This window comes from Amycolatopsis albidoflavus (assembly GCF_039525725.1).
Lineage (GTDB): Bacteria > Actinomycetota > Actinomycetes > Mycobacteriales > Pseudonocardiaceae > Amycolatopsis > Amycolatopsis albidoflava.
Genome location: NZ_BAAAHV010000003.1, coordinates 548,294 through 563,737, shown reverse-complemented (window position 1 = coordinate 563,737; position 15,444 = coordinate 548,294). Strand labels below are relative to the sequence as shown.

The window sequence follows — 15,444 nt, the reverse complement described above, 5'->3', positions numbered from 1 at the left end:
CTGCAACCATGACCACACCGTACGCAACACCGCGCGCGAGGGCATTGGGCCTGGAGTTACGCGCGGCGCGGGAGAGAAGAAGACTGGGCGTAAGAGAGTTGGCCCGGTTGCTGGGGATGACGCCTGGTTTCGTGACGAATTGGGAACGAGGACTGCGGCTGCCGAAGCCGGAGGACATCGGAGCGGTACTGGCGCACTGCAGGGTGATCGGGCCGGACCGCAGGCGAATAGTGGAGATGGCGCGAGGAGCGCGAGAGCAGGACTGGATAGACAGCGGCGGAGAAGAGCCGTACCTGGAGTGGGAGCGCACGGCGGACGCGGTGTTCGGCTGGGAGCCGGAGTTGGTGCCGCCGTTGTTGCAGACGAGCGGGTACGCGCGAGCGCTGCTGTCGGGAGCCTCGGGCGCTGTCGCGGACGAGGTGGACGCGCGGGTAGCCGAGAGGCTGGAGCGGCGAGCGGTGCTCGATTCGGGCGCGCGGTGTGTGCTGGTGCTGGGGGAAACGGCGCTGCACAAGAGGATCGGCGGCGCGGAGGCGATGGCGGAGCAGCTGCGGCACCTGCGCGAGCGGCTTGCGGAAGGAAAGGTCGAGGTGCGAGTGGTCCCGGCGGACCGGCATCCCGATCTGGGCAGGGCGTTCACGATTTTCGATTTCGCGGACCTGCCGTCGATCGTCCACGAGCGGTTGCTGCGCGAGAGCGCGAGCAGTTCGAGCCCGGCGCGGGTGGCGAAATACCGCGAGGTGGCGGAAACGTTGCTGGAGCTGGCTTTGCCGAGCCCCGAGACGGATGCCCTGCTGGAGTCGGCGCTTCGGAAATTGTCGGTGCCCTAGGGCAGAGTGGACACCGGTGAAAGGAGCGGCATGAGCCGAGCTTTGGTGTTGGGCGGCGGTGGCGTCGCCGGGATCGCGTGGACGACCGGATTGCTGGCCGGGCTCGCGGAAGCGGGCCAGGACGTGACCGGAGCCGACGTGCTGATCGGCACGTCGGCGGGCGCGGCGGTGGCGGCGCAGCTGGGCAGCGGATTGCCGTTGCCGCGGTTGTACGCGCGGCAGGCGGATCCGGCCCGGCAAGCGGCGGAGATCGCGGCCGAGTTCAACCCGGAAAAGTTCGGCGAGGAGTTCGCCGCGGTGCTGGCCGAAGGCGGCACCGCGGCGGAAATCCGCCGGAAGATGGGAAAATACGCCCTGGCCGCGGAAACCGTACCGCAACCGCGGCGGCGCGCGGTGATCGAATCCCGCCTGCCGTCCCACGATTGGCCCGAGCGTGCGGTGAAAATCGTTGCGGTGGAAGCGGAAACCGGTGAACCGGCGGTGTTCGACCGTGCGTCCGGAGTCCCGCTGGTCGCCGCGGTCGAGGCAAGCTGCGCGGTGCCCGGCATCTGGCCGGTGGTGCCAATCGACGGCAGGCGGTATGTCGACGGCGGGGTCCGTTCGTCCGCGAATGCCGACTATGCAACAGGTTTTGCTCAGGTGACGGTGGTGGTTCCGATGGGCGCGGCGGAGGCTTTCCCGACGGAGCGCCCGTTCGAGCAGGTGCTGGCGGATCTCCGCGAGGCAGGCGCGAAGGTAGCGGTGCTCGAACCGGACGAGGCCTCGGTCGCGGCGATCGGCCCGAACCCACTGGACCCAGAAACTCGCACCGCGGCCGCGACGGCCGGGCTGGCGCAGGGACAACGGGGAGGAGTGGTGTGGCAGTAAGGCAGGCACACCGCGCGGCGGCTCACGGCTGATTCCTCGCCTGGCCTCCGCCTGGTCGGGAGCGGTTTCGTGGCTGGTCTGTCGGCTGGCGGGTCTTCGGCTTGTTCGGGTGGGGTTTCGCGGCTGGTCTCTCGGCCGGCAGGCCCTCCGCCTGGTCAGGAGCGGTCTCGCGGCTGGTGATTCGCGGGTTGCTGCGGTACCTGTGTTCGGCTGTCGAGAGGCAGGGTGCGGCAGTTCCGGGGCGGGTTGGCGGCGGTTTGGTGGCTTGTGGCGGCAGTTCTGGTGCGGGTTGGCGGCGGTTTTGGCGGCTTGCGGCGGCTGTCCTGGTGCGGGTTGGCTGTGATCTGGGCAGATCGTGTGACTGCTCCGGACCGGGTCTGGTCGCGGTCGTGGCTCCGGCCGCACCTGCCCTTGACTGGAATCCGATCCGTCACCAACCGTCTGCCGCCAAGACTCCGTGCAACGCGGCGCGCCGCGAAGCGGGTCCATCCTCGATCTTGGCGGCCCGATCTCCCTCGCCGCCCGCGCCATGAGGAAGCGCGGCTGCCAGAACCCCCGGCCGCCACTGGGAAATCCCGTGCCACCGAGCCGTTCTCTTGAGAACTGCCGAGGCGGCCGGTGCCGGGGGTGGCGGCAGCGCGTGCGGCAATCGCGGTCGCAGCGGGTGAACGTTAGGTGCCTGTCGAAAAAGGAGACCCCGCGGTGCCGTCCGCGCTGGCACACTGGGCTCGTGATTCTGCTCATCAGCGGCAGTCTGCGGGCCGGTTCGGTCAACGCGGCTGTCATCGCGACCGCGGCCGGGTTTGCTCCGTCCACTGTGTACGGTGGGCTCGACGGGTTGCCGCACTTCAATCCTGATCGGGATCGGGATCCGTTGCCGGACGAGGTTTCGGCGTTGCGGGCGGCGATCGGGGCGGCGGACGGCGTCCTGTTCTGCACCCCGGAGTACGCCGGCGGCTTGCCGGGTTCGTTCAAGAACCTGCTCGACTGGACCATTGGCGGCGGCGAGATGTACGGCAAACCTGTCGCGTGGATCAACGCTTCTTCGGTCGCCGCGCCGACCGGGGGTGCGGACGCGCACGAGTCCCTCCGCAAGACGCTCACCTACGCGGGTACCCGCATCGTCGACGACGCTTGTGCGCGGATTCCCATTCCTCGCCAGGCTGTCGAGAACGGCGCCCTCATCGATCCCGACCTGCGTGGGCGGGTCGCGGTCGCGGTGCGGCGGCTCGTGGAGGCGGCCAAACCAGCCAAACCGGGCAATCCGTGAGCTGCTGAGCCCAGCCGTGAAAACTGCTCGGTCACCACGGCGGTGAGCCGGGCCTTTCCCCAGAGGTGAGGGGTTTCCACCGTCTCGGAGGCCAGGGCGACAGCGAAAATCGGTGGCCCTGCGGCATTTGCCCGGTTAACGTCCGCGAGGGTGAGCTACGAGCATCCCCTCGCCTACCTCGTCGGCATCCAAGGAACCGCGTTGCTCCGCGCGTTCACGGGCGAGCACGATCGCGCGTTCGTCGAAGCGCGCCTTGCGGAAATCCGCGCATTGCTGGCCGACGAAGGCCTGGCCGAAGGCGTCGAGGTAACTCAGCTCGGCCCGCGGGACGGTTACGCCCGCTGGGCCGCCGCGTACGACTCCGGCGAGAACGCTGCCTTCGCCGACGAGCCCTACCTCGCGACGATCCTCGACACGATCCCACCCGGTCGCACGCTCGACGCTGCCTGCGGCACTGGACGTCTCACCCGTCTCCTGGTCGAACGCGGTCACCACGTCGTCGCCGTCGATGGTTCTCCCGAGATGCTCAGCCACGCGAAGGCCGACTCGACGCTCGTCGCTGACCTGCGCGAACTCCCGGTCGACGACGGTTCGCAGGATCTGGTGCTCTGCGGTCTCGCGTTGTCGCACGTGCCGGACCTGACGCCGGTGATCGCCGAGTTCGCGCGGGTTCTCGCGCCGGGCGGGCACCTCGTGCTCTCCGACGTGCATCCCGAGCAGGTCCAGCGCGGATCGATTCCCTCGGTGCGCATGGCCGACGGTGCTCCGGCTCGGGTGCGCACCTATCACCACCGGGTCGGCGACTATCTGCGCGCGTTTTTCGCCGCGGGTCTCGCGCCGGTGAGTTGCCAGGAGCCGACGCCCACCCCGACCAAACCGCAGCAGGTTCCCGGTGGCGGGCCGTGGGATCTCTGGCCCTGGTCGCTCAACGGGCTAGTACCGGACGCGCTGGCTGCGGCAGCGAAGGATGTTCCGTCGATGCTTATCTGGCACTGCCGGAAAACCGAGGCCTGAACAGCGCGCATACCCGGCGGTGACTGTCCGCCGCGTAAGTCTCACTCGTAGTTCACGGTGCGGTCAGGCGGTCGCCACACGGCTGCGGCGCAATGGTGGCGTGGATGCTCGCCTGCTGGTCTCGCTGTCCGGGGTCACCACGCGCACGCTGCACCGTTGTGCGCATCTGGCGGCCGAACTCGAACGTCGGCATGTTCCGCTGTCGATTCTGCATGTCGCGCGCACGGAGGACGGGCCTGTCACGGCCTGGGTCCGTACGCGCGCGGCGGCGGGAGACTCGGTGCTGCTCAACGGCTACGACCACCGCATTCCGCCGACGCATCGCGCCGTGCACCTCGGTCGCAAGGCCGAGTTCGCCGTGCTCCCGGCGCACGAAGCGCGGCTCAGGCTCATCGCCGCGAAGGCGGCCCTCGACGCAACCGGCGTGACTGTCGACGGCTTCGCACCCCCGCGTTGGCTCGCGTCGACCGGCACTGTTCAGGCGTTGCGCGAGCACGGCTTCGCGCTGTGTGCCGACCAGAACGCCGTCCGGGACCTGGTGTCCGGCGAGATCCGGCGCGCGCGGGTGCAGGACTTCACGAGTCAGTCGCACCGTACGGAGACTGTCCGCTGCTTCGCGCTCGTGCTGGCCTCCGCCCGGGCCGCGCGCCGAGGCGGGCTGGTGCGGCTTGGCATTGACGCCGCTGACCTCAGCCGCCCCGGCTTGCGGCAGGCGTTGCTGGACGCGGTGGACGTCGCCCTCGAAAACCGGGCCTTCGGGAGCACCTACGGCTCCCTGCGCCACACCGCGCCCGCCTAGGCCTACACCTCCGTCGCGACGCCTCGTTCCAGCACCTTCACGTCGGTGCCTTCCGGGGCGAGGTTCTGGAACAGCCCGTAATGCATCGCCGGGTTGGCCAGCACCGCCTCGTGGATCGGCACCGAGCGGCGCGGCGCGACCGCGCGCAGGAAGTCCACCGCTTCGCCGGCCTTCAGCCAGGGCGCCCCGGTGGGCAGGCCGAGCACGTCGACCTTCTGCTCGGGCACGAAGAACGAATCGCCCGGGTGGTAGAACGCACCGTGGTCGACGAGGTAGCCGATGTTCGGGATCACCGGGATGTCGGCGTGGATCACCGCGTGCTCGCCGCCGACGACCGACACCGAGGTGCCGCCGAACTCGAACGCGTCGCCGGGCTTGGCGACCTCGAACTCCAGGTGCAGCTTCTCGATCGCCTCGGCCGAACCGGGGTCGACGATCAGCTTCGCGTCCGGGTTCGCCTTGAGCAGCCCGGGCAGCCGTTCGACGTCGAGATGGTCGAAGTGCTGGTGGGTGATCAGCACCGCGGACAGTTCGCGCTCGGCCTCGAAGCCGGTGGAGAACGTGCCCGGGTCGAGCAGAATCCGCTCCGCGGCGGTCTCGAGCAGTACGCAGGAATGTCCGAAATGGACGATGCGCATCAGGGTTTCTCCTTACCAAGATCGGTCGGTTCAACCCTACGCTTTCGGGCTCGGTCCACGAGGGCGTCCAGCGAGGACTCCCGGTCGGAGGACTTTCCGCGCCCGCTCCCGGATGACATGCTGGCGGGAAGCCCGGGCAACTGTTGGCAGAGTGTCAGCAACCTCGTAGCCTGGGGGTTCACCGAGACGGGGAGAACGCCGATGACCGCGGTCCAGCCGAAGCCGACGCCCGTCGGCGAGACGTTCGATTCGCTCAGCCCGGCCACCGACGAGGTCGTCGGGACCTATCCGGTGCACACGGCCGACGAGGTCGGCGCCGCCGTCGAGCGGGCAAGGGCGGCCGCGCGCTGGTGGGACGGCCTCGGTTTCGCCGGTCGCGCGGAGCGGCTGCAGCGCTGGAAGGGCGTGCTCACCCGGCGGCTCCCGCAGCTGTGCCAGGTCGTGCGCGACGAAACCGGCAAACCGGTCGCGGATGCCCAGCTCGAGAGCGTGCTGGCGATCGAGCACATCGCGTGGGCGGCGAAGAACGCCCGCAAGGTGCTCGGCAAGCACCGCCGCTCGTCCGGCCTCCTGATGGCCAACCAGGCCGCGACCGTCGAATACCTCCCGCTCGGCGTCGTTGGCGTGATCGGGCCGTGGAATTACCCGGTGTTCACCCCGCTCGGCTCCATCGCGTACGCGCTGGCCGCGGGCAACGCCGTCGTGTTCAAGCCGAGCGAGTACACCCCCGGCGTCGGGAAATGGCTGGTCGACGCGTTCGCCGAGATCGTGCCCGAGCAGCCGGTGCTGCAGCTGATCACCGGTTTCGGCGAGACCGGGGCCGCGCTGGTCGGCTCCGGCGTGGACAAGATCGCCTTCACCGGCTCCGCGGCCACCGGCAAGAAGATCATGGCCGCCGCCGCGAACACGCTGACCCCGGTCGTGATCGAGGCGGGCGGCAAGGACGCGCTGCTGGTCGACACGGACGCGGACCTCGAAGCGGCGGCGGACGCCACCGTCTGGGGCGCGTTCTCCAACTCCGGCCAGACCTGCATCGGCGTCGAGCGCGTCTACGTGCACGAACGCGTGGCCGACGAGTTCGTCGCGCGGGTGGTGGAGAAGGCGAAGAACGTGCGCGCAGGTTCCGACGAGGACGCGCAGTACGGGCCGATCACCATGCCCTCGCAGCTCTCGGTGATCCGCAGCCACATCGAGGACGCCCTGAAGCGCGGCGGAAAGGCGCTGGTCGGCGGCGTGGAGAGCGTCGGCGACCGTTATGTGCAGCCGACCGTGCTGGTCGACGTCCCGGAGGACTCCGAGGCGGTGCGCGAGGAGACGTTCGGCCCGACCGTCACCATCGCCAAGGTCCGCGACATGGACGAGGCGATCGAGAAGGCCAACGCCACCAAGTACGGCCTCGGCTCGACGGTGTTCTCGCGGGCGCGCGGTGCCGAGCTGGCGTCGCGGCTGCGCGCGGGCATGACCTCGGTGAACGCGCCGCTGTCGTTCGCCGGCATCGCGTCGCTGCCCTTCGGCGGCGTCGGCGATTCCGGGTTCGGCCGGATCCACGGCCCGGAGGGGCTGCGCGAGTTCGCCCGTCCGAAGGCCGTGGCCCGGCAGCGCTTCACCGCGCCGCTCACGCTCACGTCCTTCTTCCGCAAGGAATCCACGGACGCGCTGGTCGCCAAGCTGGTCACCGTCCTGCACGGCAAGCGCTGAGGAGAACTGTTGCCCGGCTTCGGCGATTTCCAGCTCGAGATCTACTTCGCCGGGCTGTCCGGCCGCGTCCCGGACCTGCCGATGTCGTACGCGGAACTGGAAGCGCGTGCGGCACAAGCGCTTCCGCCGTCCGTGCTGTCCTATGTGGCCGGCGGGGCGGGCGACGAGCGGACCCAGCGCGGGAACGTCGAGGCATTCGAGCGCTGGGGCCTGGTCCCGCGGATGTTCGTCGGCGCGAACGAACGCGACCTGTCGGTGGACCTGTTCGGGATGACGCTGCCGTCGCCGCTGTTCCTGGCTCCGGTCGGGGTGATCGGCCTGTGCGCGCAGGACGGGCACGGCGATCTCGCGACCGCGCGAGCCAGCGCGCGAACGGGCGTGCCGATGGTCGCTTCGACGCTGAGCGTCGACCCGATCGAGACGCTCGTGCCGGAACTGGGCGACACTCCGGGCTTCTTCCAGCTCTACACGCCGACCGATCGCGACCTCGCCGCCTCGCTCGTGCAACGGGCCGAGGCGGCGGGTTTCCGCGGCATCGTCGTCACACTCGACACCTGGGTGACCGGATGGCGTCCGCGCGACCTGTCGACGGCGAACTTCCCGCAGCTGCGCGGGCATTGCCTGGCCAACTACTTCACCGACCCGGTGTTCCGGAAACGGCTCGGCAAGGCCCCGGAGGACGACCCGGCCGCCGCCGTCGGGCTGTGGGCACAGCTTTTCGGCAATCCGCTCACCTGGGAGGACCTGCCCTGGCTGCGGTCGCTGACGAAGCTTCCGTTGCTGGTGAAAGGCATCCAGCATCCCGACGACGCCCGCCGCGCCATCGACGGCGGGGTCGACGGGATCTACTGCTCGAACCACGGCGGACGGCAGGCCAACGGCGGTCTCCCGGCGCTGGACTGCCTGGCCGAGGTGGTCGACGCCGCAGATGGCACGCCAGTCCTGTTCGACTCCGGCGTTCGCTCCGGAGCCGACGTGGTGAAGGCGCTGGCCTTGGGCGCGACCGCGGTAGGCGTCGGCCGCCCTTATGCCTGGGGCTTGTCGTTGGCTGGTGAGGACGGCGTTGTCCATGTGCTGCGTACCTTGCTCGCTGAAGCTGACTTGATCATGGCTGTCGACGGCTATCCGACCCTTAAGGACCTCACCCGCGAGGCGCTGCGGCGGGTCGGCCAGGCCTGAAACAGCGCCTGGCCGACTGCCCGCGTCACGAGGGAAGGAAGTACCCCTCGTGCTCGTCCCACGGGATCTCGAAATCGTCCAGTTGCACCCGCCACTCCGCGTCCGGAATCGCGCGGCGCAGTTCGGTCACCGAGCCCAGCACCTGTCCGAGCACCGGCATTACCCGGTCGAGATCGAACGGCATTTTGGTGGACCCGGCCACGATCGCGTCCGGCTCACTGCCGCCTTCCTCGTACAGGAAGAGGGATTCCTCGTCCTGGTAAGGGAAAGCCGACTGGTGGGCGGTGACGATGCGCTCGATCGCGGTGGTCTCGGCCGGCGTGAGCGCGGTCGCCCGGCTCGCGTCGTAGTAGAGGGAAGTGCTCATGACTGGAACCGTAGCGGCAGGGTCCGACAAAAACGGGCAATGTCGACAAACCGTCAGGCAAACAGCTCGCTGAGCAGCTCCGGGTCGAGCACGATCGGAGCGGGCCGGTACGCCGGCGGCTGCTCGCCCATCAGCTCGCGCACCAGGAAATCCCAGCCGCGGGCGCGAACATAGGACAGGCAGTCGATGAACACGTGCTCGGCGCCGGGCACGATGAGCAGCTCGAAGTCCTTGTTCGCCGCGATCAGCCGGTCCGCCAGCCGCAGCGTGTTGTCCGGATGCACCCGGTCGTCCATCTCGCCGTGCACGAGCAACAGCTTGCCCGCCAGCCGATCCGCGATCTCCACATTGGACGACGCCGCCCACGCCCGCGGGTTGTCCGCGCCGTCGTAGGCCTCCACGAAGTCCAGGCTGAAGTGCTGCGCGTCGTGCGAACCGGACAACGCGACGCCGACCCGGTAGACTTCGGGGTAGTCCAGCATCGCCCGCACAGTCGCGAATCCGCCGCCGGAATGCCCGAACGCGCCCACCCGGTCGAGATCCATCCACGGCCGTGTCTCGGCGAGCTGCCGCATGGCCGCGAGGTGGTCGTCGAGGCTGCCCGCGTCGGCGAGCTTGCCGTAAGACGCGTCGTGGAACGCCTTGCTCCGGCCCGGCGTACCGCGTCCGTCCACCGCGAGCACCACAAAGCCCAGTGCGGCAAGGGGTTCCGCGTCCAGGCCCATGCCGCCCGGGTCGAACGACGGCGAGGTCCGGGTGACCTGCGGGCCGGGATAGATGTTGTCCACGACCGGATACGTCTTCTCCGGATCGAAGCCGTGCGGCCGGTAGAGCACGCCGTAGATGTCGGTGACCCCGTCTGCCGCCTTGACACAGAACGGTTCCGGCGGCGTCCAACCGGTCGCGGCGAGCTTCGTGATGTCCGCCCGCTCCAGCTCGACCAGCACGCGACCAGACCAGTCGCGGACCGTCGTCACCGGCGGAGTGTCCACAGTGGACGCCGAGTCGACGAAGTACGCCATGCTGTCCGGCATCGTGACGACGTGGTCCAGGCAATCGTCAGTCACCTTGGCGAATCCGCTGCCGTCCAAGCCGATCCGGCACACCGTCCGCCGGTACGGATCCTCCGCGACCAGCCCGGACGCGACGAAGTACACCGTCTCCGCTTCGACGCCCAGAATCTGCCGCACCGCCCATTCGCCGGACGTGACCTGGTTCAGCAGCTCGCCGGTGCGCAGGTCGTAGCGGTACAAGTGACCCCAGCCGTCGCGCTGCGAGTACCACAGCACCTCGCTCTCCAGCACGCGGACGATCGGCGGTTCGTACAGCCACTGGTTGGGCTCGACGCGGGTCGGCCCGGTTTCGCTGAGCACCGTGGTGACCTCGCCGGTCGACGGGTCCATCCGGTGCAGGGTGAGGGTGTGGCGATCGCGCGGCTGGGCGAGGAAATACACCGCCGAACCGTCCGCCGCCCACCACGCCCACTTGGCCATCACCGGCGACATCATCGGCGAGAGCAGCGGTTCGGTCTGCGCGCGGACCATAGTGCCGGTAGCGACGTCCAGCACCACCAGTTCGGCCAGCGCCATATGCTCGTCGCCGGTGTACGGGTAGCGCTGGGTGTGCAGCGCCGGCGCGCTGCCGTCGGCGGGCCGGGATTCAAGCAGATGCGTCTCGCGGACCTCGCGCTCGTCCGTCCGGTGGGTCAGCACCTTGGTCGAATCCGGCGACCACGCGACCGCGGGCGGAAGGTGCGGCAACCCGAACTTGCGCAGCAGGGTGCCGTTGCCGAGGCTTTCCGGGCTGGTCCCGTATTGGTAGCCGGGCGCGCCGTCACTGGTCAGCGGCCATTCGCGGGTGCCGGACACGGCCCAGAGATCAGCGCCGCGCTGGGACACTGCGACCTTGCCGTCCGGCGAGGGCACGTCCAGCGGGGCGCCCGGGGGCGTCGCGGCGGGCAGCTTCGTCGGGTCGAAGTCCGGGGTGCGGGTGCCCGCGGCCGGGTCGACGAGGAAGAACTGCTTGCTGTCTCCGTGGTTCACGGCGTACCAGAACCGCGTGCCGCCGTCGATCCACTGTGGACGGACGCGGTCGCCGACGACCAGCTCGCCGGGGCGGGCGGGGCGGCGCAGGAGCAGTTCGGCGGTGCGGTAGTTCTCGGTGGCGGTCACGCTCGGGTTCCTTCCCCCAGTTGTTTCTGACTTGCGAAACGCTACGTTGCGTTTCAGGAATTTGTCAGCCTGGTTGCTGCGTTTCGAGCGCGTATATGCAGGTAAATTGCGGTGTATCGTTGCAACGAGCGCTAAGGTCAACGCAATGAGACTGTTGCAATGAAGGTAAGATCAACGCTATCGTCGGCCAGGAACGAAGGAGGTCGCGATGCCCGGCGGCAGACTCACCCGGCAGGAACGGCACCAGATCGCGCTCGGGCTCGCCGACGGTCTCGCGTACGCGGAGATCGCGCGCGGGCTCGACCGGCCCACCTCGACGGTCACCCGCGAGGTGCTGCGCAACGGCGGCCCGGCTGGCTACCGCGCCGACCTCGCCCAGCACGCCACTGAACATCGCGCCCACCGGAGCAGGCAGTCGACTGCCCGCCGCGCTCGCCCGGCCCCGGAGGAGGGCGGACGCGACGCCGAGAAGGTGCGCGAGTACGAGGAGTCGTTCGCCACCGTCTTCACCGACGCCGGGCTGCCGAAGATGACCGCGCGGCTGCTGGTCGCGCTCTACACCACCGATTCCGGCGGCCTCACCGCCGCCGAGCTCGTCCGGCGGCTGCAGGTCAGCCCCGCGTCGGTGTCGAAGGCGATCGCGTTCCTCGAACACCAGGGCTTAGTCCGCCGGGAACGCGACGAGGGCCGCCGCGAACGCTACCTGGTCGACGACGACGTCTTCTACGAATCGATCATGACCACTGTCCGCGCCAACCTCCGCCTCGCCGAAACCGCGCGGCGCGGCGTCGAGGTGCTGGGTCCGGACACGCAGGCGGCCGTCCGGCTGGAGGGCATCGCGCGCTTTGTCGACGTCGTCGCGGACAGCATCCGCCGTTCTGCCGAGGAAGCGCGCGACATCCTGCACGCCTACCGCGAAGAACATTCGCAACCGTTCAGCTGATCGCCAGAGCCGAAGTTACAATGGCCGCCGTATGTGGTTGCAGGAAAAAGCTGGGCGGCTCTCAGTCTCGTTGCTCGTCGTCAGCCTGACAGCGATCGCCGTGGGCGCAGCCGCCGCCCTCAGCCGCTTCAATCCGGTTGACCTGCAGGTCTATCGCTTCGGCGCGGACGCCGTCCTTCACGGTGGCGACCTTTACGGCGCTCTCCCCACCACCACGGCGGGGTCCATGCTGCCCTTCATTTACCCGCCGTTCGCCGCGATTCTCTTCTCCGCCTTGGCACTTCCGCCGCTGTCCGTCGCGTCCTTTGTGCTCGATTTCATCTCGGTCGTGTCGCTCTGGGCCGCGCTGTACGCCGTGGTCCGCCGCCTGCGGCAGAGCTGGAACCGCCGTACCGCCGCGGTTACCGCGTCCGCGCTGGCCGGTGCCGCGCTCGCCTTCGAACCGGTGCGCTCGACGCTCTCTTTTGGACAGATCAACCTCGTCCTGATGGCACTGGTCGTGGTCGATTGCCTTGCGCCCAACCAACGCTGGCCACGCGGCGTGCTGGTCGGGATCGCCGCCGCGATCAAGGTCACGCCCGCGGGCTTCCTGCTGTTCTTCTTGCTCACCAAGGATTTCCGCGCCGCCCGAAACGCCCTTTTCACCGGTGCCGCGGCCACGCTGGCCGGTTTCCTGGTCGCGCCGCGCGCGTCCGCCGAGTACTTCTTCGGCGGCGGCCTCACCAACGCCGACGGATTCAGCGGTTCTCCCTACGCGACCAACCAGACCATCGAAGGCGCCCTCAACCGGCTCGCCCTGCTGCCGCGCACGCACGACCTGCTGTGGCTGAGCCTTTCCGCGTTCGTTTTGATCGCCGCTGTGCTCGTCATGCGGCGCGTCGACGGACCGCTCGCCTTCGTCGTCAACGCGACAGCCGTGCTCGTCCTGTCGCCGATTTCCTGGTCGCACCACTGGGTATGGATCGTGCCCGCCGCGCTCATTCTCGCCGCGCGGGTCCGCACGCCCGGCACCGTCGCGATGCTGGTCGCGGGGGTCGCGGTCTTCATCGCCGCGCCGCACACTTTCGTGCCGTCGAGCGGAATGCAAGAACTCGCGTGGGCCCCGTGGCAGCACCTGGTCGGCGACTCCTACCTCATTCTCGGGCTGGGTTTCCTTGCCGGGCAACTATTCTCGCTGCAACTCGCCCGGGTTCCCGCCCTGGAACGCGCCCGTTAGGCGGAGCCGGGCCACACCAGCGTCACCAAATCCCGGCCGGAAGAACCGAGGTCTGGTGGCATTTCCGGGTCTACGCCCAGTTCCAGCAACGCCCGCTCCACCTCCCCGGCCGCGTCGCGGGGCAAGCACAACCGCCGCCGAGTCACGTCCACCATGGTCGAGAACTCCGCGTACTCCGGCTCCGGCGGCCGTTGCCACACCACGACTTCCGGTTCGATCCCCACTTCCGCGAGCGCCGCGAGACAGTCCTCGACGGTCGGTCCTGTCGGCCTTTCGATGCCGTGAACCCGTTGCCACAACGGGTTAAGCTCGGTCAGTGGATGCCGCGCGGCCGTCTCGACCACCACCCGCCGCCGCGCCGCCGCAGTGAGCGCCGTGGCGAACGGAGCGAGGTCGGGAACGTTGTAAACCACGTTCCCGCACACCACGACATCCGCCACACCAGCTTCCGCGGCCGGCTCGGGCCACCTTCCGGACAGCAGCCGGTGCTCCACGCCTGCCGCCCGCTCGGCGAACGCGGCCAGCAACTCGTCGTCGGTGTCCACCGCCGTCACCGCGGTGACGTTCGACCGGCCGACCAGGGACAGACTCGCCGCCCCGGCCGCCGCGCCGACGTCGAGCACCGTGCCCGGCTCCTGCAACGCCTCGGCGGCCAACCGGTGCGTCGCCCCGATCGGCTCGGCGATCTGCTGATCGGCCCGCCGCAGGAACACCTCGCGGGGAAGGACCCACGGCGATTCCGGAGGGTGCACGGCGTCCGGAATCGCCCAAGCGGCAAGGAGATCCCGCCAGTTCGAGAGAGCGGTCATCGAGCCCGGATCAGATCAGCCGCCTTCTCCGCCACCATGATCGTCGGCGCGTTGGTGTTCCCGCGCGGCACCACCGGCATCACCGAAGCGTCCACCACCCGCAGCCCCGAAACCCCGCGCACCTTCAGTTCCGGATCCACCACCGAGTGCTCGCCGCTGCCCATCGCGCAAGTGCCGACCGGGTGGTACAGCGTCTGCGTGTTCTCCCGGACGTGCTCGGTCAGCGCCTCGTCCGACAGCTCGTGCGTCGCCGGAAGGAACGGCCGGTCCAGGAATTTCGCCAGCGGCCCCGACCGGCCGATCTCGATCAGCGACCGCAGCGCCGACTTGATCGACTCCAGGTCGATCGACTCCGCGTAGTAGGCCGGGTCGATTTCCGGCTTCCACAACGGATTCGCCGACTTCAGCCGGAGCCTGCCGCGGCTCGCGACGTCGACCAGCGTGGCCGCCGACGTGAAACCAGGGCAGGTCGGTTCGCGCATTCCGTTGTCGTAGAACAACGTCGGGGCCACGTGGATCTGCATGTCCGGCGCGTCGAGCCCGTCGCGGGTCGAGTAGAACGCGCCCGCCTCGCCGATGTTCGACGCGAGCGGCCCGCGTTTGGTCAGCTGGTAGCGCACCAGCCCGGCGGGCGTCGCGGAGTCCGCGATGTCGGTGGTGCCCTTCGTCGACCAGATCACGCCGACCGCCGGGTGATCGTGCAGGTTGTCGCCGACGCCGGGCAGCGCGGCGACCACGTCGATGCCCAGTTCGCGCAGATGTTCGGCCGGCCCGACCCCGGACAGCATCAGCAGCTGCGGCGAGTTGATCGCGCCGCCGGACAGCAGCACCTCGGCGTCTGCCCGGACTGTCGTCGGCACGCCCTTGTCCGAATAGGACACGCCAACCGCGCGGGTGCCCTCGAAGACCACGTTCGTGACCTGCGCGTTTGTTCGCACGGTGAGATTCGGCCGCGACAAAGCGGGCCGCAGGTAAGCGTCCGCGGTGGACCAGCGACGGCCGCGTTTGCAGGTGACCTGGTAGAGCCCGGCCCCCTCCTGCGATTCGCCGTTGAAGTCGTCGGTGTGCTTGAGCCCCCACGAAACGGCGCTGTCCACCCACGCGTGCGACAGCTCGTGGGTGAACCGCCGGTCCTCGACATGCAGCGGGCCGTCCGTGCCGTGCAGCGGACCGCCGAGGCGCTGGTTGCCCTCGGCGCGCTTGAAGTACGGCAGCACGTCGTCCCAGCCCCAGCCGGTGGCTCCGTGCGCATCGCGCCAGCCGTCATAGTCGGCGCGGTTGCCGCGGATGTAGATCATCGCGTTGATCGACGAGCACCCGCCGAGCAGCCTGCCACGCGGCCAGTACGCCGTCTTGCCGGTGTGCTTCTGCTCGACGGTCTCGTAGTTCCAGTCCCACTTCGTCTTGAACAGCGACGCGAACGCCGCCGGGATCCGGACCTCGTCCGCGGTGTCCTCTCCGCCCGCCTCGAGCAGGAGCACCCGCGCGGACGGGTCCTCGCTCAGCCGGTTCGCCAGCACGCAGCCCGCGCTGCCCGCGCCGACGATCACGTAGTCGAAGGAGTCCTGCTCTGGCACGCTGCCTCCCGGTGGTGTTGACACCCTGTCAACGACACATCATGGCGCAGGTCACGCTACGCGCAA

The 15,444-nt window shown here is 69.3% G+C and carries 14 protein-coding genes; 9 read left to right on the top strand and 5 right to left on the bottom strand.

All coding sequences use genetic code 11. The annotated features are described in order from the left end of the window. The first annotated feature begins 8 nt into the window (after positions 1–8). The 5 genes from ABD156_RS03715 to ABD156_RS03695 all read left to right on the top strand — a co-directional run bounded on the left by ABD156_RS03715 (position 9) and on the right by ABD156_RS03695 (position 4,780). Positions 9–830, top strand: a complete 822-nt coding sequence (locus ABD156_RS03715) for a helix-turn-helix domain-containing protein (RefSeq protein ID WP_344266331.1) — start codon at positions 9–11, stop codon at positions 828–830. Between the two features lie 30 nt (positions 831–860). Further along, positions 861–1,697, top strand: coding sequence for a patatin-like phospholipase family protein (locus ABD156_RS03710; RefSeq protein ID WP_344266328.1), 837 nt, complete (start codon positions 861–863; stop codon positions 1,695–1,697). Between the two features lie 730 nt (positions 1,698–2,427). Continuing rightward, on the top strand, positions 2,428–2,967 hold the full coding sequence (locus tag ABD156_RS03705) for an NADPH-dependent FMN reductase (RefSeq protein WP_344266325.1): 540 nt from the start codon (positions 2,428–2,430) through the stop codon (positions 2,965–2,967). 150 nt (positions 2,968–3,117) lie between these two features. Beyond that, on the top strand, positions 3,118–3,981 hold the full coding sequence (locus tag ABD156_RS03700) for a class I SAM-dependent methyltransferase (RefSeq protein WP_344266322.1): 864 nt from the start codon (positions 3,118–3,120) through the stop codon (positions 3,979–3,981). 100 nt (positions 3,982–4,081) lie between these two features. Then, positions 4,082–4,780, top strand: coding sequence for a DUF2334 domain-containing protein (locus tag ABD156_RS03695; protein ID WP_344266319.1), 699 nt, complete (start codon positions 4,082–4,084; stop codon positions 4,778–4,780). 2 nt (positions 4,781–4,782) lie between these two features. Here the strand turns inward: ABD156_RS03695 and ABD156_RS03690 are convergent, their stop codons facing one another. Further along, entirely contained in the window at positions 4,783–5,418 is a 636-nt protein-coding gene (locus ABD156_RS03690) for an MBL fold metallo-hydrolase (RefSeq protein WP_344266316.1), read from the bottom strand. Positions 5,419–5,619: 201 nt separating this feature from the next. Between ABD156_RS03690 and ABD156_RS03685 the strand changes: the two genes are divergently transcribed. Together ABD156_RS03685 and ABD156_RS03680 are read left to right on the top strand one after the other, a co-directional pair. Beyond that, positions 5,620–7,116: an aldehyde dehydrogenase family protein gene (locus tag ABD156_RS03685; RefSeq protein WP_344266313.1), complete on the top strand. Its 1,497-nt coding sequence runs from the start codon at positions 5,620–5,622 to the stop codon at positions 7,114–7,116. A gap of 9 nt (positions 7,117–7,125) precedes the next feature. Next, positions 7,126–8,295: a lactate 2-monooxygenase gene (locus ABD156_RS03680; protein WP_344266310.1), complete on the top strand. Its 1,170-nt coding sequence runs from the start codon at positions 7,126–7,128 to the stop codon at positions 8,293–8,295. A 25-nt stretch (positions 8,296–8,320) separates the two neighbouring features. Here ABD156_RS03680 and ABD156_RS03675 read toward each other — a convergent pair whose 3' ends face one another. Then, on the bottom strand, positions 8,321–8,662 hold the full coding sequence (locus ABD156_RS03675) for a hypothetical protein (RefSeq protein ID WP_344266307.1): 342 nt from the start codon (positions 8,660–8,662) through the stop codon (positions 8,321–8,323). 53 nt (positions 8,663–8,715) lie between these two features. Beyond that, positions 8,716–10,833: a S9 family peptidase gene (locus ABD156_RS03670; RefSeq protein WP_344266304.1), complete on the bottom strand. Its 2,118-nt coding sequence runs from the start codon at positions 10,831–10,833 to the stop codon at positions 8,716–8,718. Between the two features lie 208 nt (positions 10,834–11,041). Here ABD156_RS03670 and ABD156_RS03665 point away from each other — a divergent pair, with 208 nt between their 5' ends. After that, positions 11,042–11,776: a GbsR/MarR family transcriptional regulator gene (locus ABD156_RS03665; protein ID WP_344266301.1), complete on the top strand. Its 735-nt coding sequence runs from the start codon at positions 11,042–11,044 to the stop codon at positions 11,774–11,776. A gap of 31 nt (positions 11,777–11,807) precedes the next feature. Further along, complete coding sequence (locus ABD156_RS03660) at positions 11,808–12,992, top strand: glycosyltransferase 87 family protein (RefSeq protein WP_344266298.1); 1,185 nt, start codon at positions 11,808–11,810, stop codon at positions 12,990–12,992. On the opposite strand, the gene ABD156_RS03655 is transcribed toward ABD156_RS03660, so the two are convergent. Both ABD156_RS03655 and ABD156_RS03650 read right to left on the bottom strand, forming a co-directional pair. Then, positions 12,989–13,801: a methyltransferase domain-containing protein gene (locus ABD156_RS03655; protein ID WP_344266295.1), complete on the bottom strand. Its 813-nt coding sequence runs from the start codon at positions 13,799–13,801 to the stop codon at positions 12,989–12,991. The genes ABD156_RS03660 and ABD156_RS03655 overlap by 4 nt on opposite strands. Further along, on the bottom strand, positions 13,798–15,378 hold the full coding sequence (locus ABD156_RS03650; RefSeq protein ID WP_344266293.1) for a GMC family oxidoreductase: 1,581 nt from the start codon (positions 15,376–15,378) through the stop codon (positions 13,798–13,800). The genes ABD156_RS03655 and ABD156_RS03650 overlap by 4 nt, the downstream gene beginning before the upstream one ends. Positions 15,379–15,444 lie beyond the last annotated feature (66 nt).

Bases quoted from the DNA above. Each gene is read 5' to 3' on its own strand.
- ABD156_RS03715 (WP_344266331.1), top strand. From the start codon at position 9: ATGACCACACCGTACGCAACACCGCGCGCGAGGGCATTGGGCCTGGAG.
- ABD156_RS03710 (WP_344266328.1), top strand. From the start codon at position 861: ATGAGCCGAGCTTTGGTGTTGGGCGGCGGTGGCGTCGCCGGGATCGCG.
- ABD156_RS03690 (WP_344266316.1), bottom strand. From the start codon at position 5,418: ATGCGCATCGTCCATTTCGGACATTCCTGCGTACTGCTCGAGACCGCC.
- ABD156_RS03685 (WP_344266313.1), top strand. From the start codon at position 5,620: ATGACCGCGGTCCAGCCGAAGCCGACGCCCGTCGGCGAGACGTTCGAT.
- ABD156_RS03675 (WP_344266307.1), bottom strand. From the start codon at position 8,662: ATGAGCACTTCCCTCTACTACGACGCGAGCCGGGCGACCGCGCTCACG.
- ABD156_RS03665 (WP_344266301.1), top strand. From the start codon at position 11,042: ATGCCCGGCGGCAGACTCACCCGGCAGGAACGGCACCAGATCGCGCTC.
- ABD156_RS03660 (WP_344266298.1), top strand. From the start codon at position 11,808: ATGTGGTTGCAGGAAAAAGCTGGGCGGCTCTCAGTCTCGTTGCTCGTC.
- ABD156_RS03655 (WP_344266295.1), bottom strand. From the start codon at position 13,801: ATGACCGCTCTCTCGAACTGGCGGGATCTCCTTGCCGCTTGGGCGATT.